Raw genomic sequence first — 18,462 nt, forward strand, 5'->3', positions numbered from 1 at the left:
CCGGTAGCTCTTTTTTATGTCCGGAAATCCTGATGCTGAATCTGAAATCCGTTTTTTGCCATACACGTCCCTCAGAAAAAACACCAAAAATCCCGGCCGGATATTATTCTCCCCTCAGTGCGGACGAGTTGCTGGCAACACCACAGCGTCAGCGGTGGCTGGCTTTTCTCCGTGATTCCTCACCACTGCCGAAAGCTCAGTTTCGGCATTATTATCAGCAGCCGCTGATGCGCTGTCTGACCCTGATGCAGCAGTTTCCGCTGACAGCAGAGGGGATACACGCCCGTTCAGGGGGAATGGCGGATTACATGCTGGAAAGCCTGTCATACGCGGTGCGGCTGGCAAAAGGATATATGTTGCCGTCGGGTGCTCCACCGGAAGAGCAGGCTGCACAAAGTACTGCCTGGCACGCGGTGATTGTGTATGCGGCCATGTTATCGCCGTTGGGTTATCTCTGTGATGTACATGTTGAGTTGGCAAACGGAAAACGCTGGTTTCCGCTGGATAATGCACCTCCTGAGCCTTACCGGTTCCGGTTTCTTCCCGCAGCGCCAGATGATGCGCGGCAGAGTGCCGGGGCTATGCTGGCGTGGCGGCTAATTCCTGCGGAGGCGATTCAGTGGCTGAACAACTATCCGGATGCGTTTCGTGCCTTATCGTTGTATCTGAGTGGCTTCCGGGAACAGACGGGTGTGGTTCATCATGTTATTTCTGAGGCGGTGCGGCTGACAACAGGGATGACTGCGGAGAAAGAAAAACCCGTCAATGCTGTGGTCAGCAGCAATGTGAGTGAAGCACCGGAAGAACTTCCTGACAATCCCGGAGGTCAGTTCTGGCAGTGGCTGGTGACAGGATGCAGGAGCAGAGAAATCGCGGTGAATCAGGCGGAGAACAGTGTTCATCTGACCGGCGGTTATCTCTTTCTGCCCTCGCCGTGGATATTTCGGCAATACCTGACTACAACCGGCGGCGAGCTACAGGAAAAAGACGCGATTCAGAAAGCGTTTGAGCGACTCCGGTATCACCGGCGGAACAGCGGAAAAATGGTCACCTGTCATTTATATCAGACGGAAGACAGGGAAGGGCTTTACCGGAAACTGAGCGGTTATCTGGTTCCCGCCGGGAAGGTGTTCAGCGGCGGAATTAATTACGGGGATAATCCCCTGCTTGCTGTTATATAATGATATCGTTATAGATTCTCACCGACTATAAATCCCCGTGACAGATGAAAACCGGTAAATGCCTGTAAAATCGGGCATGACAATTATTACCGGCAAAGAGCGCTTGAAGCGACTTACTAATCACGGTATCTTTCGCCTGCACCGGCAAAATCCGGTGCCGGGATTGGCCTCCCGAATATGTCTGTTAGATATACGATTAATGTCGTATGACCGGTTGTACCTCTATGGTGGGCCGGGCGGAGGCGTCGAAAGACGCGCCGGTGTCTAACAGACCGGTAAGGCCAACTCTGTCCGGTTCACCACCCGTAAGATTGGCCTCTTCGGTGGTGAATATAAAACATCATCTGTTAGAGGATGCCATTATGGCGACGACCCTTAACCCCGATCATCCGTTAGTTTCTGTTTCCTTCACCGCTGATACTGATTTTACTGTCCTGGCTGACCATTGCGCCCTGTTTGCTGAAGTTTTGATTGAGTCGGCTGACCCGGTGCAGAAACTGGCATTATGCGGCAGGATAAGCACCGGCCTCTCTCTGCTGAAATCCAAACTCGCTGATCCCATCGCTCCCCATCTTGTTGAATGTCTGACCACCGATATACCCTCTGTCTCTTCTCCTCCCCGTTTTAATCCCGACAGTACCGAACTCTGCAACTATTGTCTGGCGCTGACACAGGTTCTGGCAGGGCAGGGATTTGGCTCTCAGACGGCGATGAACCTGAGCTGGCTGTTGTATGAGTTACTGGATTATTTTAAGACAGATTTGCAGTCACCGCGCTGGTTACGGACAGCAGAAGGAACCCGGTTTCTTGATGAAAGGACGGCATGATGCACAACAGGGAGGAAAAAAAAGATTATCACAATCGTGGATGGTCGAAATTTTATGGTATTTCATGGTGTTATAAGCGATAACACGCGGCACCGGATACATGAATTACGTTTACATATGAGTGCGTTATGGATGATGTTACCTTTAAGTACCTGACTGATCAGTATTTTTACAGTAAATCGCTGCGTCCCCGATCAGAAAAAAGTTACCTGAAAGTTGTCCGTACATTCGGGAATTTTTCGGCTGTTTCACCTGCAGATGTGGATCACCATGTCGTGCTGGGCTGGCGTCATCTTGTTTTGCAGGAGCAGAAGCGGGCTCCGCGAACCTGGAATAACAAAGTGGCTCATATGCGGGCTTTGTTTAATTTCGGTATCGCAAAAGGATTTTTACCTCACGATGAAAACCCGTTTTATTACACGCAAGTCCGGGTTGGTAAAAAGAGGAAAAAAATTCTGACGAAAAACCAGATGGAGGCGCTATACCGGCGGATTGAGCTGTATCTGGATCTGGAAAGGGTTCACGGTAATTCGTTACTTCACTGCCGTCGTCCGAATGCCATGCTTCCTGCCTGGTTCTGGAGCACGGTCATGAACGTGTTACGTTATACCGCAATGCGATTGGGGCAATTGCTCTATATCCGCTGGTGTGATGTCAATCTGGAGGAACGTCTGATTAATCTGTGTTCTGAAGGTTCCAAGAATCATAATGACAGCCAGATACCGATTGTTGATGCACTGTATCCGTCGCTGGAGTATCTGATGGTGCAGGCAGAGAAAGCTGGAATGGAACCGAAGCACCAGTTGTTTAATGTGGGCTGGTTTCACCCCGGCCATAAACGTAAGTATCCGGAACTGATGGATGAGGCGCCGTTACGTTCATTCTTCCGGCGACTGTCCCGTGAGTGTAAATTCACCGTCACACCACACCGTTTTCGCCATACCGTCGCGACACATATGATGAAATCGCCAGAGCGCAATCTGTACGTGGTAAAGCGTCTGCTCGGCCATGTCAGCCTGGCATCGACGATGGAATACATTGATGAAAATGTTGACGGTCTGCGTAACATACTGGAAACCGAGCTGATGTAGTGCTCAAAGGGGGAATTTACTGACTGAGTTTGACTTTGACGGAGAAGATCTGTAAAGATCGCACGCATAAAAAAACAGACTTGCGCGAACAAGTCTGTTTTTTTGAGAGCTTTTTCAAACACGGGTAACAATGTTACGTTATGTTTTACTTTGTGCTCTTTTCCTAACCTGTCAGAATAACATCATGTTTAACTGACAAGCGGGTTCTGAATTAGTGGTGCCCGGACTCGGAATCGAACCAAGGACACGGGGATTTTCAATCCCCTGCTCTACCGACTGAGCTATCCGGGCAACGGGGCGCATTAAACCGTATTCCGTGGTTTGCGTCAATGCCTTTCTGTCAAAAAACCATAAAAAAAGTGTGAGTGTGCTCTTTTTATGCAGAATACGGGTGCAATTTATGCAGATGGTGAATAAATCAGCTGAGTGCGCCGTTTTTGCGGCAGCGGGCGATAGTCAGCACGTCTTCTGCCAGCCGGCGGGCAGTATCAATATCACTGCTGCTGCGGGAAATCAGCAGTTTGCTCAGACATCCTTCCAGAATCAGCTCCAGCTGACGGGCCACCATATCACAATCATCAATATCCAGCTCTCTGAGCAGCTCTGTGGTGAATGCAAAGGCACTTTGTTTCTGCTGGCGGGATAACTGATGGATCGGGTGATCCGTATCAGGAAATGCGCTGCTGGCAGAAATAAACAGGCATCCCGGAAAACGGTTTTCCCGGACGCGTTCCGCGAGTGCGCTGTAACGGGCAAGCAGTTTGTCTTCGCAGGACAGAGATTCATCCAGCAGAACGCGCCGCTGCCAGATATCAATCTGATTGCCGTGGTGACGCAGGCAGTCGTAGAGCAGATCATTACGGGTCGGCCAGAAAATCCGCAGACGTTCGGGATCAATATCCAGGTTATCGTTGAGGGTGGCTTCAGACATCAGAAGGCCGTGGTTTTCCAGCAGACTCAGTGCCTGATTGAGGACATCTTCACGTTGCACAGCAGGTTCTCCCTGATTGAGGCAATAGCGTTCAGAATAACGTGAGTGCGGATGAAAGGCGAGAGACGCAGGAAAATAAAATCCGCCCTGGAGGGCGGATTCAGGCCGTTGACAAACCCGCAGGGGTTGGCGACGACTGCCAGAGGTTGTAAAAATAAACCAGGAAAAACCACGTTTTATCCTGCTTTGTCTGCAATCTCAATCCGCCCCGGAGGGCGGATTGAGCAGAGCAGGAAATTACAGAACGATACTGCCGATCAGGAAGCCGAAGCAGACTGACAGTGCAACACCAATGGTACCCGGTATAAAGAACGGGTGGTTAAAGACCAGTTTACCGATACGGGTGGTACCGGTGTCATCCATCTGAACTGCCGCGACCAGCGTCGGATAGGTCGGCAGAATAAACAGCCCGGAAACTGCAGAGAAAGAGGCAATGGCGGTCAGTGGTGTGACACCCAGCGCCAGTGCCATCGGCATCAGTGCTTTGGCAGTGGCGGCCTGTGAATAGAGCAGGGCAGAACAGAAGAAGAAAATAACCGCCAGCAGCCACGGATGCTGCGTGATTAAATCACCGGCCGTCAGTTTGATCCAGTCCAGGTTCGCCTGAACGAAGGTATCGCCCAGCCATGCCACACCCAGGATACAGATACAGGCGCTCATCCCGGCTTTGAAGGTACTGGAGTTCAGGATGATATCTGTCTCTACCTTACAAATCAGGGTGATAAGTGTCGCAACACTCAGCATGATAATCAGGATAGCGTTAGTGGTTGTCATAATCGGTTCGGACAGCAGCCCGACACTCTTACTGTTCACAACCGCAAAGACCACAACTGACAGGACGCCGAGCAGGAACAGAAGCACTGACAGTTTGGCAGCCGGTTTGATAGCGGCTTTTTCACTGCGGTTCAGTTCAACCACACCTTCGGCAAGGCGTTTTTTAAAGACCGGGTCATTGGCGAGCTTGTCATCAAACAGCCAGGAGACAATAAAGGACATCAGGATAATGGCGACAAAGGTGGATGGCAGGAGGATCATCAGCAGATGCAGATAGCTGACCCCCATCGGTTCCATCACCGAGGACATATATACGACCGCAGCTGAAATCGGTGACGCAGTGATCCCTATCTGCGCGGCCACAACCGCTGTGGAAAGCGGACGTGAAGGTTTGATGCCCTGTTCTTTGGCAACTTCGGTGATCACCGGCAGGGTTGCCAGTGAAATATTACCGGTACCGGCAAACAGTGTCAGAAAATAGGTAACGATCGGGGCGAGGATGGTGATATAGCGCGGATTACGGCGCAGCAGTTTTTCAGTCTGCTGAACCAGATAATCCAGCCCGCCCGCAACCTGCATGGCAGAGATTGCAGCGATAACAGCCATAATAATGGAGATCACGTCGAACGGGATGCTGCCCGGTTTCACGCCGATGGCTGCCAGGGCAAGAACCCCCAGTCCGCCGGCAAAACCGATGCCTATCCCCCCGAGGCGCGCCCCAAGATAAATGGCCAGCAGTACGATAATAAACTCGATGGCTAGCATAAGTGCTCCTGTAAAATCCCATAGAAAAATGTTAAATTTTTGTAGTAAGGTAATAAAAAAGCACGTTACCTTGCGATGACGTGCTTTTATGTTCTATGTATTTATTATTGTTATATTAATCATCAAAACGTTTTGCTTTATAGGCCGGATTTTTTAAGTTTTCAATCGAGAAAATGTCATCCAGCTCAGCTTCTGTCAGCAGGCCGCGCTCCAGAACCACTTCGCGTACACTCTTGCCGGTTTCCGCACAAATCTTACCGACGATATCCCCGTTATGGTGGCCGATGAACGGGTTCAGATACGTTACGATACCGATAGAGTTGAACACATACGCTTCACAGATTTCTTTGTTGGCAGTAATGCCGGAAACGCATTTTTCACCCAGGTTACGGCAGGCGTTGCTCAGCAGGGAGATAGACTCAAACATAGCCTGGCCGATGGCCGGTTCCATGACGTTCAGCTGTAACTGACCCGCTTCAGCCGCCATGGTAACACACACATCGTTACCGATAACTTTGAAACAGGCCTGGTTAACCACTTCAGGAATTACCGGGTTCACTTTCGCCGGCATAATAGAAGAACCCGCCTGCATTTCCGGCAGATTGATCTCTTTCAGACCCGCACGCGGACCGGAAGAGAGCAGACGCAGGTCATTACAGATTTTGGAGAGTTTCATCGCCAGACGTTTCAGCGCACTGTGCAGCATCACGTAAGCGCCGCAGTCAGAGGTCGCTTCGATCAGATCTTCTGCCGGGACACATGGCAGACCGGTGACTTCCGCCAGTTTTTCCACCGCCAGCTTCTGGTAACCCGGTGCGGTGTTCAGCCCGGTACCAATCGCGGTGGCACCCAGGTTCACTTCCAGCACCAGTTGTGCAGAGTGGTGCAGGTTTTTGACCTCTTCTTTCATCAGGATGGCAAAGGCGTGGAATTCCTGGCCTAATGTCATCGGAACGGCATCCTGTAACTGGGTACGACCCATTTTCAGAATGTCTTTGAATTCATTTGCTTTGGTATCAAATACGCCTTTCAGATACTCAACTGATTTAATCAGCTGGGTAATTGAATTATAAACGGCGATACGGAAGCCGGTCGGATAGGCATCGTTGGTGGACTGGGCTTTGTTCAGGTGATCATTCGGGTTGAGGAATTCATACTCCCCTTTTTTGTGGCCCATCAGTTCCAGGCCGATATTTGCCAGCACTTCGTTTGTATTCATGTTCAGTGACGTACCGGCACCGCCCTGGAAAACATCCACAGGGAACTGATCCATACATTTACCGTGGATCAGGACTTCATCGCAGGCTTTGATAATGGTATCCGCAATCGCACGCGGAATAGTATGCAGTTCTTTATTCGCCATGGCAGCGGCTTTTTTCACCATCACCATGCCACGGATAAATTCCGGGACATCATTGATCGTACGGTCGCTGATATAGAAATTTTCGATAGCCCGCAGTGTATGGACACCATAGTACACGTCGTCCGGCACTTCACGTTTACCCAGCAGGTCTTCTTCGATACGAAAATTATTTGACATGAGAACCTTCTTTGATTGAATGGTTGTCTTACTTAATAGTAAAGACAGCAATTATATTATTTTGTCCGATATTAATAGTGAGTATCACTTGGTTTATTGCATTCTTAGTGATGATATTCTGAATTTGCGTTGAATCCTTTTAGCCAGATCACTTATTAACTGAAATGTTTGCACTATTATCACTCTTATGTGCGATAAATCACAAATATCCTGTGCGATTCCGTTACGTGCCGCGCTTGAAAACGTCTGAAATGGCCCCATCATTATGTACATCTATGACTAAAAATCGAATTTACAGCGCGTCTCTTAGAAGTAGTTCACAAAGGCTGACAAAGGGGCGGTTTTTTACATCACAGTGCACCACATAAGGAAGACGTTATGCGTTGGTTACCCCTTATCCTCATTTGTCTGCTGATCTATATTGAGGCGGTCATTTTTGTTCACGTGGCATCTGCTATCGGTGTGTTTATGACACTGGTGCTGGTGGTGCTGACATCCTGTCTCGGCGTGTCTCTGGTGCGTAATCAGGGAATGCGTAATCTGAGTCTGATTCAGCAGAAAATTCAGGCAGGTGAAAGCCCTGCGGCAGAGATGATCAAAAGTGTTTCTCTGGTGCTGGCCGGGATCCTGCTGGTTCTGCCGGGCTTTTTCACCGATTTCTTAGGGCTGCTGTTGCTGCTGCCGCCGGTACAGAAACTGCTGGTGTCCCGCGTACTGCCGTTTATCCGTGTGTATCAGCCGCGGACAAACCCGTTCGCCGGTACTTCTGCAAATCAGGGAAATGTTTACGAAGGGGAATTTGAGCGCCGCGGAGAGACTCCGTCACAGCGGCTTAATCAGTCACCTGTATCGCGCAATGATGATAATCCGCAGGATAAACCCTGATATCTGAACAGTTTGGACAGAGACCGTGAAATTTCGTATTTTTTTCATCTCTGCCCCCTTGAACTTGTCCGGAACTGACCCCATCTGCTCAAACATGGCAATGGTATTAGTATCCGGCCTGAACCTTTAATCCACGTTATTTGATACGGATTTTTTACAGGAGATCTATCAATGAAAATTCGTCCTTTGCACGACCGTGTTATTGTTAAGCGTAAAGAAGTTGAAGCGAAATCAGCGGGCGGGATCGTCCTGACCGGTACAGCGGCAGGTAAATCGACCCGTGGTGAAGTGCTGGCAGTAGGCAACGGTCGCATCCTGGAAAACGGCGAAATGAAACCACTCGACGTCAAAGTCGGTGATATCGTGATTTTCAATGATGGTTACGGCGTAAAAGCTGAAAAAATTGATAATGAAGAAGTGCTGATTATGTCTGAAAGCGACATCCTGGCGATTGTCGAAGCATAATTACACCGTACTGGTTGTACTCAGATCTTCTTAAACCATAAAAGCATTCGAAGGAATAGAAATAATGGCAGCTAAAGACGTAAAATTCGGTAACGACGCCCGTGTTAAAATGCTCCGTGGTGTCAATGTTCTGGCAGACGCAGTAAAAGTTACTTTAGGTCCGAAAGGCCGTAACGTTGTGTTAGACAAATCATTCGGCGCACCGGTTATCACTAAAGATGGTGTGTCTGTTGCACGTGAAATCGAGCTGGACGACAAGTTCGAGAACATGGGTGCGCAGATGGTGAAAGAAGTTGCCTCTAAAGCGAACGACGCTGCGGGTGACGGTACCACCACTGCAACCGTACTGGCACAGTCTATCATCACTGAAGGCCTGAAAGCCGTTGCAGCAGGTATGAACCCGATGGATCTGAAACGCGGTATCGATAAAGCCGTTGTTGCAGCCGTTGAAGAACTGAAAAAACTGTCTGCTCCGTGCTCTGATACCACTGCTATCGCGCAGGTAGGTACTATCTCTGCAAACTCCGATGAAACCGTCGGTAAACTGATTGCGGAAGCGATGGATAAAGTCGGCAAAGAAGGCGTTATCACTGTTGAAGAAGGTACCGGCCTGGAAGACGAACTGGATGTTGTTGAAGGTATGCAGTTCGACCGCGGTTACCTCTCCCCGTATTTCATCAACAAACCGGAAACCGGTTCTGTTGAATTAGAAAACCCGTACATCCTGCTGGTCGACAAAAAAATCTCCAACATCCGTGAACTGCTGCCGGTTCTGGAAGGCGTTGCAAAAGCAAGCAAACCTCTGATGATCATCGCAGAAGATGTTGAAGGTGAAGCGCTGGCAACACTGGTGGTTAACACCATGCGCGGTATCGTGAAAGTGGCTGCGGTGAAAGCACCGGGCTTCGGCGACCGTCGTAAAGCCATGCTGCAGGATATCGCTACCCTGACCAACGGTACTGTTATCTCTGAAGAGATCGGTATGGAGCTGGAAAAAGCGACTCTGGAAGACCTGGGTCAGGCAAAACGTATCGTTATCAACAAAGATACCACCACTATCATTGATGGTGTGGGTGACGAAGAGGCTATCGCAGCACGCGTTGGTCAGATCCGTCAGCAGATCGAAGATTCAACCTCAGATTACGACCGTGAAAAACTGCAGGAGCGCGTAGCGAAACTGGCAGGCGGTGTTGCTGTCATTAAAGTCGGTGCGGCAACTGAAGTTGAAATGAAAGAAAAACGTGCCCGTGTTGACGATGCTCTGCACGCAACCCGCGCAGCGGTTGAAGAAGGTGTTGTTGCCGGTGGCGGTACTGCATTAGTCCGCGTTGCGGCTGCTCTGACTGCCCTGACCGGCGATAACGAAGATCAGAACGTGGGTATCCGTGTTGCGCTGCGCGCAATGGAAGCACCTATGCGTCAGATCGTTGAAAACGCCGGTGAAGAGCCATCTGTTGTTGTTAACACCGTGAAAGGCGGTAAAGGCAACTACGGTTACAACGCAGCAACTGAAGAATACGGCGATATGATCGCAATGGGTATCCTGGATCCGACTAAAGTAACCCGTTCTGCTCTGCAGTTCGCCGGTTCTATCGCGGGTCTGATGATCACCACTGAAGCGATGATCACCGATCTGCCTAAAGACGACAAAATGGATTTAGGTGCAGCCGGTGGTATGGGCGGCATGGGCGGTATGGGCGGCATGATGTAATCATGTAGTCTGACTGCACTTGTTTGCTGAAAAAGCCTGTAACCTTAATTGGTTACAGGCTTTTTTTGTATGTTAATGACGGATGTGATTTATAATATCCACTGTTTATCATTATTATGAGGTATTATCGGAAGATATTGCCGCTGAAACGGGGGAGTGCCGGATATGCTGGATTTTCTGAAGAATTACGATAACTTAACCGTCAGTGAGAAGAAGGTATTAAAATATCTTACCGAAAATATTGCTGATATCCCCTGGCTGAATATTAATGAATTAGTCGCCAAAACGTTTGTTTCTAAAACGGTGATTATCAATTTATCTCAGAAGTTAGGTTTCAGCGGGTTTAAAGAACTTAAATTTCAGATTAACAATCATATCCTCTCACAAAATAAAGCAGAGAAAAAAGCACCTGCGTCTTATAAAAAACAGCTCGAAAATAATATTCATAAGACTTTTACGCTGATTAATGAAGATCAGATCCGGGATTGTGCAAAAACATTACACGGCTCGCGGAATATTTTCCTGGTTGCCCGGGGAACCAGCAAGGCGGTCGGCTATTATCTGGAGCATTTATTATTCTCGCTCGGGCTGCACTGCTTTTTTATTAATGACTATAACCTTTCTGACTCCTTTACCCGCCTTGTCAGCAAAGACGATACGGTAATTTTTATTTCACTCTCCGGCGGAACCAAAAAGATTATTGAAACCGCTAAAATCGTCCAGCTGAAAGATGCCCACATCATCAGTATGACCGCCTTCCATACCAATGAACTGACCTCATACGCGAATAATACGCTGTTTTGCTTCTCTGACAGTTATGACACCAAACGGGATGACTCAAAGTCCAGAACGGGATTTTTTATTCTGGTGGATTTATTAATTAATGAACTGGAAAGTTTGTTATAAATAAATGAACTCATTATTTGCCTTAAGTTGAACCGAATGCTTTTTGTTCAATAATTCCTGCTGTTTTTAAAATAATTATCTGTCTGAATAATCACGCCTGTATTTACACAAAAATTACTATTGCTATGATTTTTAAATAATTATCGCCTTAAAATGACCCGGGTCATAATTTAAGACCTGAGATAATATTTAAAACCGCACCATCATTCCATTTAAAAAACGCAATGCTAGTATTCCGGATATTGTCAATATTCTTGGTTGCAGGGAAAAAAATATGGCTAAAAGAAAATTCGGAGAGTCAATCCAGCGCTTTGGCCGGACACTGCTCCTGCCCATCGGGGTTCTGGCTCCGATAGGTATGATTCTGGGTATCAGCGGAGCGTTGGTTCAGACCTACATGATTGCCCGCTTCCCTTTCCTCGGAAATGAAACGGTTAACGCACTGCTTGTCAGTATCCGTTCTATTGCCGGTGTTATTTTTGACAACATCCCGCTGCTTTTTGCCATGGGGGTTGCCTACGGGATGAGCCTGCGTGATAAAGGGATCGCTGTCTTTGCCTCTGTGGTGGGTTACCTGTCACTGATTATCACCATGAATATCTGGCTGGTACTGACAGGCAAACTGGCAGATGCAGCAGTGATGGGACAGGCGGGACAAATTAAGGTGTTGGGTATCCAAACCTTAAATATCAGCGCAGCAGGGGGGATCATCACCGGTTTAATTGCCGCCTGGGCAACGGATAAGTTCTATAACCTTGAGTTGCCGACAGCCTTTGCGTTTTTCTCCGGTAAAAAATCCGTTTCTATCATCATGGTCGGTCTGATGATCGCTGTGGGTGCGACACTGCCGTTTATCTGGGAAGTACTGGTTCAGGGGCTGATGAAGCTGTCTTCTGTTTTCCTGAGCCCGGTCGGCCCGTTCTTTACGGCGGGTGGTGAGCGTCTGTTTATTCCGTTCGGTCTGCACCACGTCTGGAACGTACTGTTCAGGTTTACCGAAGCCGGTGGTACGTATGTAATTGACGGACAAACCTTTGTCGGCGTCGTTCCTGCCTTAACAGAAGTATTGTTCAAACAGGGACCGGGCACAGAATACTGGGCGATGATGCCGAGCCTGACGCGCTTTATGGCGCAGCAGCAAATGCTGGTGACGCTGTTCCTGTTCCCGGCCATCGCGTTAGCTATCTATAAAACATCGAAGGCAGAGAACCGTGCGGAAGTGAAGTCGATGCTGGTGACAATGGTACTGACTGCCATGCTTGGTAACGTCACGGAACCGCTCGAATTTACCTTCGTGTTTATCGCACCGCTGCTGTATTTAATTTATGCGATTATCGTCGGTATCGGCGCAGTATTACTGTCATTCGCCGGTGTTGCCATCGGTTATATCCGCGGAACGATATTCGATTTTACTATCTTTGGTTTGCTGTATGAGCGTACTAACTGGATATTCCTGGTGCTTATCGGTGCCGGTCTGGCTGTGGTGACGTTCTTTATCTTCCGCTGGGCAATTCTGCGGTTTGATATTAAAACCCCGGGCCGTGAAGAATCCAGCAACCTGAAAAACACGTTAATTAAAGAAAAACGTTATGGTGAAATCGCTGAAATTCTTATCGAGGCTTTAGGCGGAAAACAAAATATCCGTAACGTCGATAACTGTATTACCCGTATGCGTATTGATATCGCAGAAGTGAATAAGATTGATAAAGAGTTAATGTCGGAATCAGGATGTACTGCATTCTTCTTTCCATCGGCAAACCACGTCCACGTTGTTTACGGACCGAAGGTTGAATTTGTCCGCAATGCTGTTGATGAAGCAATGAAGAAATAAAAGGATATATGATGAGAGCTTTATATGATTCTAAAAGTAAAACCATCGATGATCGCGGCATAAAAGCGCTGCTGTCAGATGAGGCCAAATACACTACCTGGCTGATGTTTGAATCAGTGTTAGCTCAGGCACAGGCAGAACTGGGGTTTATCCCCCGGTCTGCTGCCGATGAAATTAAAGAAAAGGCGGTTATTGAGAATATCGATTTCGAAGAGATGAGCCGTATTTATCAGAAAATCGGTCATGGCTTTGTACCGTTCTTAAAAGTATTAGTGAACGCCTGTTCTGAAGAGAGTGGTAAATATATCCATTACGGTATTACCACCCAGAATATTCAGCAGAGTTCGCAGCTGTATATGATGAAGACAGTGCATAATAAATTTATGCTGCTGTTAAGTGAGATCCTCGGAAATTTATCGGTGCTCGCAGAAAAAACCAAACACATGGTGATGCCGGGCAGGACACATGGCCGCCACGCAATTCCTATCACTTATGGTTACAAAGTGGCGGTGTGGATCAGCGATTTTATTGATTGCAGCCAGCGCATGCGGGAGTGCGAAAAGCGTGTATTCACTATCATGATGGGCGGTGCTGTCGGGGCATTTAACACCATGCCGGGTATAGGTCTGGAAGTCCAGAAGCGGGTTGCTGAACTGACCGGCATGCATGCGATGGAAGTGCCGTCCCGCAACCTGAGCACACATAAACTGGAGTACATGGCGAACCTGGCGCTGATGGCGAATATTTGCCATAAAATCGGTGAGGAAGTTTACAGCACCACGCTGGAAGAAATCGCGGAAGTCTCAGAAGGCTTTACCAAAGGTACGGTGGGCAGCAGCACGATGCCGCACAAAATTAACCCGAAACTGGCCAAGGGGATTATCGCGAACTCCCAGAAATTGTATTCACTGCCGGGGGTCGGTATGTACTCCGCCGTCAGGCCGTATGAGGGCGACAGCAGCTCTTATATGTTATTCGACGGGCTGATTGAAGAAGCACTCGAACTGACCACCGAAGTGCTGCTGAGAACAGAAGAACTCACCAGAACGATTGTGCCTCATGAAGAGAGAATGCTGCATAATGTCATGAGAAACAAAGGGCTGGATAACACCGAATACGTGATGATGAAAATGGCGGAAAAGCTGGGTAAAGATAAGGCGCATTCATTACTGTATGAGGAAGCGATCAAAACCGCCGCGGATGGTGAGGATTTCTACACAAATCTGACGAAAAACGACACCATTACCGCCGCCTTCAGCAATGAAGAGATCAAAGCGATGTTAGATCCGCGTGCATATATTGGTTTGTCCGTTGAAATCGCCGAAAAAGAAGCGAAACGGGGCTCAGACGCCGCTCAGGAAATCAAAAAAGATTATCAGTAAATTACCGGGCTGACACAGGAAAAAATAAACCGGCACTCTGAGGAAACTCAGGTGCCGGTTTTTTTATGTAACTGATTTCTGTTTTGATAATGAAATTGTCGTAATTTATTGTATTTATTGATTATTTGTTTGATCTAATTTTTTTCTCTTTTATTGTGTTCGGTTGGCAAAGATAGGCTTTGCCATTCTTAACCACCGGATTTTTAATCCGTTACAAGGAAAGTGAAATGAAAGTTACAAATATCAATGGGACAAGTGATCATAAATGCAAATGCGATAGCTGGATTAAGCATTGGGAAGAATTTAGTAAACAGACGGCTGATAAGTGTTCTGTGAAAGGGTGTTCATCTGATGCAGAAGTCGGGGCTCATGTTCAGAAATCCGGTAGTACTGATGAATGTTGGTACATCGTACCTTTTTGTCGCAAACATAATCAATCTTCTGAAGATGCAGTTCTTGAGTTAAATGCAGGTACCGATCTTGAACCGGCAAATGTATCTAAAACATGTGGTAAGAGTAAATAAAAACCACTGAAAGGTAATGCTCTGTACTTATATCAGAATCGGGTTATTACCCTGTGGCAATAACAAACCGGTGCACTGGGGAAACTCAGGCACCGGTTTTTTTATGCATTATTTGCGGCTGATTGCGATCAGCAGGTGGTTTTCAGCGATTAGTTTTTGAAGTCGCTGCCACAAAGTGGTTAAATTAGCTGTATAAATTTTTTCCAACCGTGAATGAGGAAAACTATGCGGATTAAAATGTTACCCGGTGCTCTGGCACTGTTATTACTGGCAGGCTGTACGACCACGAACGAACTGAGCTCCGCCGGATCACAGGTCCGCTTTTCCGAAGAGCAGCCACCGGCAGAATGTCAGAAATTAGGTGAAGTCACCGGCGTACAGAGTAACTGGATGACCGGCGTCGGTAACGAAAGCAGCTCCATGCGCGGTGCGGCAAATGACCTGCGTAACAAGGCAGCGGCAATGGGCGGTAACGTGATTTATGGTCTCGGCAGCCCGGCTGAGTCAGCGATTGTGTCCAGCCTGATCCCGGTGGATAGCAAGCTTACTGGTCAGGTTTTTAAGTGCCCGTAATTTAACGAATTCGCGTCATCCTTCAACCAGCAGCGGTGTTGGCTTCGTTCGGCCACGCGGGTCACATACTGGTGTATGCTCCCCGGATGTCCTCACTTTGCCGCCTTGCTGCAGATTGAATGATTTAGCGAAATTGTCTGAATCAGATACAAAAAAACCACCGTCGATATAAATGGTGGTTTTTTTATTCAGATGCAGAAAGCACAGGTAACAGGTAAAAAGAACAGAAAGCATGCGGGCCATGGATGACGCGCCTGAGCGTATACGCGTCATCCTTTCGTCCATAGCTGCGTTGGCCGCACTCAGTGTCCCGGGTCACATACTGGTGTATGTTCCCCGGGCCCCTTCACTTGCCGCCTTGCTCTGAACGAAATGATTTAGCGTATAACAGGGACATATTCACAGCGACTTTCTGCTTTTACCGGTTATCAGCGCGGCACCGTAATCACAGTTTCCGGCACCGGAATCTCAGCCAATCTTCACAGCCGCAGTGGCAATAAATGTCGGCAGATAATTATCGATAACAAAACGCGGGTTCGGTTGCCAGTCCTCATAAAAATCCGTCAGATGAAAACCGGCTTTCAGCTGCCCGCCGATCAAATCGGTCAGGGAATGGCCAAACACAAAAGCTTCCTGACGCGCCTGCTTCTCTGCCAGTTGCTCTGGTGTTAAGGCTGTCAGTTCAGAAAACGGCATTTTATACGCTGGTTTAATAATACCTTGTTCACGGTATTTCGCATCGCGATCGCCGACAAATACCACAGAGTTAAAAAAGCTGGCCAGCAGTGTGCCGCCCGTTTTCAGTACGCGGTGGCATTCCCGCCATACCGGATTCACATCCGGGATATACAGATTGGAAATCGGATGAAACACACAATCAAATGAACCGTCCGCAAATGCGCTGAGATCCCGCATATCCCCCTGTACTGCCCGCAGTGTCAGCCCGTCACGCTGAGCGACCTGACGATCGTGCTCAAGCTGTTTATCTGAAAAATCAAACACTGTCACATCAGCACCGGCGGCAGCCAGTACAGGTGCCTGCTGGCCACCGGCAGAGGCCAGACAGAGGATACGTTTTCCTGCCACATCCCCCAGCCAGGCTTTCGGCAGCGGCAGCGGGGTGAGATGCACATCCCATTCCCCTTGTTTGGCGGCAGCAATCAGTTCCGCACTGACCGGTGTTGACCACGCCTGTTGTTGTTCCGCCTGTTTATCCCACGCGGCCTGGTTTGAGGTTAAAAAATCCGTCATAATTTTGTACTCCATAATACATAATGAGCGTAATTTAACCTGTCTGAAGGTACCTGTAAAATACTATTTCTTCAGATGACCATGTTTACGTGGTAATACTCAGCTCTGACGCAGACGGAGATCGATCGGTGTTTTACTCGGTTCACCGCCGATTTCACGGGTCAGACGCGGTACCAGATATCCGGAAATACGCGGCAGCAGATCATGCATAATACGGCGGGCTTCATCATCACTGATCAGAAAATGTCCCGCACCCTGTACTTTATCCAGCACATGCAGGTAATAAGGCAGAATACCGGCGTCAAACAGCGCATTACTGAGCTGTGCCAGCACCTCTGCATTATCATTCACATCACGCAGCAGGACACTCTGATTGAGCAGGGTGACGCGGCTTTCACGCAATTGATTCATTTTTTCTTTCAATACATCGTCGATTTCATTCGCGTGATTGATATGTGTGACTAAAATTATCTGTAATCGTGAATCGCGGAAACGTGCGGTCAGTTCCGGCGTGATGCGCTCAGGGATCACAACCGGCAGACGACTGTGGATACGCAGCCGCTGAATATGGGGAATGGCTTCCAGTTGCGTCAGCAGCCAGTCCAGCTCATGGTCTTTTGCCATCAGCGGATCACCGCCGGAGAAAATGATTTCATTGAGTTCAGGATGGTTAGCGATATAATCGAGCGCCTGCTGCCAGTTATGTCTGGTGCCTTTATTGTCCTCATACGGGAAGTGACGGCGGAAACAGTAGCGGCAGTTGACCGCGCACCCGCCTTTCACTAACAGCAATGCCCGGTTGTGATATTTATGCAGTAGTCCCGGAACAACACTGTGTTGTTCATCCAGCGGATCGTCAGAGAACCCGGGTGTCAGGTCAAATTCAGCCCTGTGCGTCATGGTCTGAAGTAATAACGGATCGCGCGGATTGCCTTTTTCCATTTTGGCGATAAAAGGACGGGGGACGCGCAGTGCAAACAACCGGCGGGCATCAGTACCGGCACGCCAGTTTTCGTCCTGTTCCAGACCTAATATTTCAAGCAGTTCTGTTGGGTTAGTGACAGAATCGGTGAGTTGATGCAGCCAGACTTCTCTGGCGAGCGGTTTTTGGGTTACAATATCGACCATTTTTTTGGCTGTGCCATTTATTTAAAATTAGAGGATTTCCATGGCTACTTATAGTACCAACGAATTTCGCCAAGGTCTTAAAATTATGTTAGACGGCGAACCTTGCGTGGTTGTTGAAAGTGAGTTTGTTAAACCGGGTAAAGGTCAGGCATTCGCCCGTGTGCGTCTGCGTAAGCTGATCTCCAACAAACTGCTGGAGAAAACCTTCAAATCAACAGACTCTGCGGAAGGCGCTGATGTCATGGATCTGAACCTGACTTACCTGTACAACGATGGTGAGTTCTGGCATTTCATGAACAACGAAACGTTCGAGCAGCTGGCTGCGGATGAGAAAGCTATCGGTGATAATGCCAAATGGCTGATCGACCAGGCTGAATGTATCGTTACCCTGTGGGACGGTCGTCCTATCGCGGTTACCCCGCCGAACTTTGTTGAGCTGGAAATCACGGAAACTGATCCGGGCCTGAAAGGTGATACAGCCGGTACCGGCGGTAAACCAGCGACTCTGAGCACCGGTGCTGTGGTTAAAGTACCTCTGTTCGTACAGATTGGTGAAGTAATCAAAGTTGACACCCGTTCAGGTGAATACGTTTCCCGCGTGAAATAAGATTACGTGATGAATTACAAAACCGCCGCT

The 18,462-nt window shown here is 48.3% G+C and carries 18 protein-coding genes and 1 tRNA gene; 12 read left to right on the plus strand and 7 right to left on the minus strand.

Going from position 1 to position 18,462, the window contains the following annotated elements; genetic code table 11:
• Positions 1-32: 32 nt before the first annotated feature.
• From AAZR23_RS16010 to AAZR23_RS16020, 3 genes are all read left to right on the plus strand, one after another.
• Positions 33-1,181 (plus strand): TraI domain-containing protein, encoded by a 1,149-nt coding sequence (locus AAZR23_RS16010; protein WP_434693691.1) that lies wholly within the window; start codon positions 33-35, stop codon positions 1,179-1,181.
• A gap of 362 nt (positions 1,182-1,543) precedes the next feature.
• Positions 1,544-2,008 (plus strand): hypothetical protein, encoded by a 465-nt coding sequence (locus tag AAZR23_RS16015; protein ID WP_434693694.1) that lies wholly within the window; start codon positions 1,544-1,546, stop codon positions 2,006-2,008.
• A gap of 128 nt (positions 2,009-2,136) precedes the next feature.
• Entirely contained in the window at positions 2,137-3,099 is a 963-nt protein-coding gene (locus AAZR23_RS16020; protein WP_434693695.1) for a tyrosine-type recombinase/integrase, read from the plus strand.
• A gap of 215 nt (positions 3,100-3,314) precedes the next feature.
• Here AAZR23_RS16020 and AAZR23_RS16025 read toward each other — a convergent pair.
• The 4 genes from AAZR23_RS16025 to aspA all read right to left on the minus strand — a co-directional run bounded on the left by AAZR23_RS16025 (position 3,315) and on the right by aspA (position 7,169).
• Positions 3,315-3,390, minus strand: a tRNA-Phe gene (locus AAZR23_RS16025).
• Positions 3,391-3,517: 127 nt separating this feature from the next.
• Positions 3,518-4,090 (minus strand): division control transcriptional repressor DicD, encoded by a 573-nt coding sequence (gene dicD, locus AAZR23_RS16030; RefSeq protein ID WP_046893099.1) that lies wholly within the window; start codon positions 4,088-4,090, stop codon positions 3,518-3,520.
• Between the two features lie 237 nt (positions 4,091-4,327).
• A complete protein-coding gene (locus AAZR23_RS16035) occupies positions 4,328-5,629 on the minus strand; it encodes an anaerobic C4-dicarboxylate transporter (RefSeq protein WP_046893098.1) in 1,302 nt (433 codons plus the stop codon).
• 115 nt (positions 5,630-5,744) lie between these two features.
• The gene (gene aspA, locus AAZR23_RS16040) at positions 5,745-7,169 is read right to left on the minus strand and encodes an aspartate ammonia-lyase (RefSeq protein ID WP_004234963.1); all 1,425 of its coding nucleotides are present in this window, start codon (positions 7,167-7,169) and stop codon (positions 5,745-5,747) included.
• A gap of 378 nt (positions 7,170-7,547) precedes the next feature.
• On the opposite strand from aspA, the gene AAZR23_RS16045 reads away from it, so the two are divergent.
• The 8 genes from AAZR23_RS16045 (at position 7,548) to AAZR23_RS16080 (ending at position 15,446) form a co-directional block, all read left to right on the plus strand.
• Positions 7,548-8,054, plus strand: a complete 507-nt coding sequence (locus tag AAZR23_RS16045) for an FxsA family protein (protein ID WP_046893097.1) — start codon at positions 7,548-7,550, stop codon at positions 8,052-8,054.
• A 171-nt stretch (positions 8,055-8,225) separates the two neighbouring features.
• Positions 8,226-8,519: a co-chaperone GroES gene (locus AAZR23_RS16050; protein WP_004240601.1), complete on the plus strand. Its 294-nt coding sequence runs from the start codon at positions 8,226-8,228 to the stop codon at positions 8,517-8,519.
• A 64-nt stretch (positions 8,520-8,583) separates the two neighbouring features.
• Positions 8,584-10,230 carry a chaperonin GroEL gene (gene groL, locus AAZR23_RS16055; RefSeq protein ID WP_166708596.1) on the plus strand — a complete coding sequence of 549 codons (1,647 nt, stop codon included), beginning with the start codon at positions 8,584-8,586 and terminating at the stop codon, positions 10,228-10,230.
• A 165-nt stretch (positions 10,231-10,395) separates the two neighbouring features.
• A complete protein-coding gene (locus tag AAZR23_RS16060; RefSeq protein ID WP_046893122.1) occupies positions 10,396-11,136 on the plus strand; it encodes a MurR/RpiR family transcriptional regulator in 741 nt (246 codons plus the stop codon).
• Between the two features lie 274 nt (positions 11,137-11,410).
• Positions 11,411-12,967 (plus strand): PTS transporter subunit EIIC, encoded by a 1,557-nt coding sequence (locus AAZR23_RS16065; RefSeq protein ID WP_434693700.1) that lies wholly within the window; start codon positions 11,411-11,413, stop codon positions 12,965-12,967.
• 11 nt (positions 12,968-12,978) lie between these two features.
• Positions 12,979-14,349, plus strand: coding sequence for a class-II fumarase/aspartase family protein (locus AAZR23_RS16070; RefSeq protein WP_052926663.1), 1,371 nt, complete (start codon positions 12,979-12,981; stop codon positions 14,347-14,349).
• 227 nt (positions 14,350-14,576) lie between these two features.
• On the plus strand, positions 14,577-14,873 hold the full coding sequence (locus tag AAZR23_RS16075) for a hypothetical protein (protein ID WP_434693703.1): 297 nt from the start codon (positions 14,577-14,579) through the stop codon (positions 14,871-14,873).
• 225 nt (positions 14,874-15,098) lie between these two features.
• Entirely contained in the window at positions 15,099-15,446 is a 348-nt protein-coding gene (locus tag AAZR23_RS16080; protein ID WP_004234982.1) for a DUF4156 domain-containing protein, read from the plus strand.
• A gap of 15 nt (positions 15,447-15,461) precedes the next feature.
• On the opposite strand, the gene AAZR23_RS16085 is transcribed toward AAZR23_RS16080, so the two are convergent.
• The 3 genes from AAZR23_RS16085 to epmB form a co-directional block, all read right to left on the minus strand.
• The gene (locus AAZR23_RS16085) at positions 15,462-15,689 is read right to left on the minus strand and encodes a hypothetical protein (RefSeq protein ID WP_434693705.1); all 228 of its coding nucleotides are present in this window, start codon (positions 15,687-15,689) and stop codon (positions 15,462-15,464) included.
• Positions 15,690-15,914: 225 nt separating this feature from the next.
• Positions 15,915-16,697 carry a class I SAM-dependent methyltransferase gene (locus AAZR23_RS16090; RefSeq protein ID WP_434693708.1) on the minus strand — a complete coding sequence of 261 codons (783 nt, stop codon included), beginning with the start codon at positions 16,695-16,697 and terminating at the stop codon, positions 15,915-15,917.
• Positions 16,698-16,796: 99 nt separating this feature from the next.
• Positions 16,797-17,825, minus strand: coding sequence for an EF-P beta-lysylation protein EpmB (gene epmB / locus AAZR23_RS16095; RefSeq protein WP_434693711.1), 1,029 nt, complete (start codon positions 17,823-17,825; stop codon positions 16,797-16,799).
• Between the two features lie 40 nt (positions 17,826-17,865).
• Between epmB and efp the strand changes: the two genes are divergently transcribed.
• Positions 17,866-18,432 (plus strand): elongation factor P, encoded by a 567-nt coding sequence (efp, locus tag AAZR23_RS16100; RefSeq protein WP_004234989.1) that lies wholly within the window; start codon positions 17,866-17,868, stop codon positions 18,430-18,432.
• The last annotated feature ends 30 nt before the right edge of the window (positions 18,433-18,462 follow it).

It is taken from the genome of Morganella sp. Je.2.23, from assembly GCF_051129855.1.
GTDB lineage: Bacteria > Pseudomonadota > Gammaproteobacteria > Enterobacterales > Enterobacteriaceae > Morganella > Morganella sibonii.

What these genes read in the sequence shown, in the direction of transcription:
- AAZR23_RS16010 (WP_434693691.1), top strand. Translation starts at nt 33, where the DNA reads ATGCTGAATCTGAAATCCGTTTTTTGCCATACACGTCCCTCAGAAAAA.
- AAZR23_RS16015 (WP_434693694.1), top strand. Translation starts at nt 1,544, where the DNA reads ATGGCGACGACCCTTAACCCCGATCATCCGTTAGTTTCTGTTTCCTTC.
- AAZR23_RS16020 (WP_434693695.1), top strand. Translation starts at nt 2,137, where the DNA reads ATGGATGATGTTACCTTTAAGTACCTGACTGATCAGTATTTTTACAGT.
- AAZR23_RS16035 (WP_046893098.1), bottom strand. Translation starts at nt 5,629, where the DNA reads ATGCTAGCCATCGAGTTTATTATCGTACTGCTGGCCATTTATCTTGGG.
- aspA (WP_004234963.1), bottom strand. Translation starts at nt 7,169, where the DNA reads ATGTCAAATAATTTTCGTATCGAAGAAGACCTGCTGGGTAAACGTGAA.
- AAZR23_RS16045 (WP_046893097.1), top strand. Translation starts at nt 7,548, where the DNA reads ATGCGTTGGTTACCCCTTATCCTCATTTGTCTGCTGATCTATATTGAG.
- AAZR23_RS16050 (WP_004240601.1), top strand. Translation starts at nt 8,226, where the DNA reads ATGAAAATTCGTCCTTTGCACGACCGTGTTATTGTTAAGCGTAAAGAA.
- groL (WP_166708596.1), top strand. Translation starts at nt 8,584, where the DNA reads ATGGCAGCTAAAGACGTAAAATTCGGTAACGACGCCCGTGTTAAAATG.
- AAZR23_RS16060 (WP_046893122.1), top strand. Translation starts at nt 10,396, where the DNA reads ATGCTGGATTTTCTGAAGAATTACGATAACTTAACCGTCAGTGAGAAG.
- AAZR23_RS16065 (WP_434693700.1), top strand. Translation starts at nt 11,411, where the DNA reads ATGGCTAAAAGAAAATTCGGAGAGTCAATCCAGCGCTTTGGCCGGACA.
- AAZR23_RS16070 (WP_052926663.1), top strand. Translation starts at nt 12,979, where the DNA reads ATGAGAGCTTTATATGATTCTAAAAGTAAAACCATCGATGATCGCGGC.
- AAZR23_RS16075 (WP_434693703.1), top strand. Translation starts at nt 14,577, where the DNA reads ATGAAAGTTACAAATATCAATGGGACAAGTGATCATAAATGCAAATGC.
- AAZR23_RS16080 (WP_004234982.1), top strand. Translation starts at nt 15,099, where the DNA reads ATGCGGATTAAAATGTTACCCGGTGCTCTGGCACTGTTATTACTGGCA.
- AAZR23_RS16085 (WP_434693705.1), bottom strand. Translation starts at nt 15,689, where the DNA reads ATGGCCCGCATGCTTTCTGTTCTTTTTACCTGTTACCTGTGCTTTCTG.
- AAZR23_RS16090 (WP_434693708.1), bottom strand. Translation starts at nt 16,697, where the DNA reads ATGACGGATTTTTTAACCTCAAACCAGGCCGCGTGGGATAAACAGGCG.
- epmB (WP_434693711.1), bottom strand. Translation starts at nt 17,825, where the DNA reads ATGGTCGATATTGTAACCCAAAAACCGCTCGCCAGAGAAGTCTGGCTG.
- efp (WP_004234989.1), top strand. Translation starts at nt 17,866, where the DNA reads ATGGCTACTTATAGTACCAACGAATTTCGCCAAGGTCTTAAAATTATG.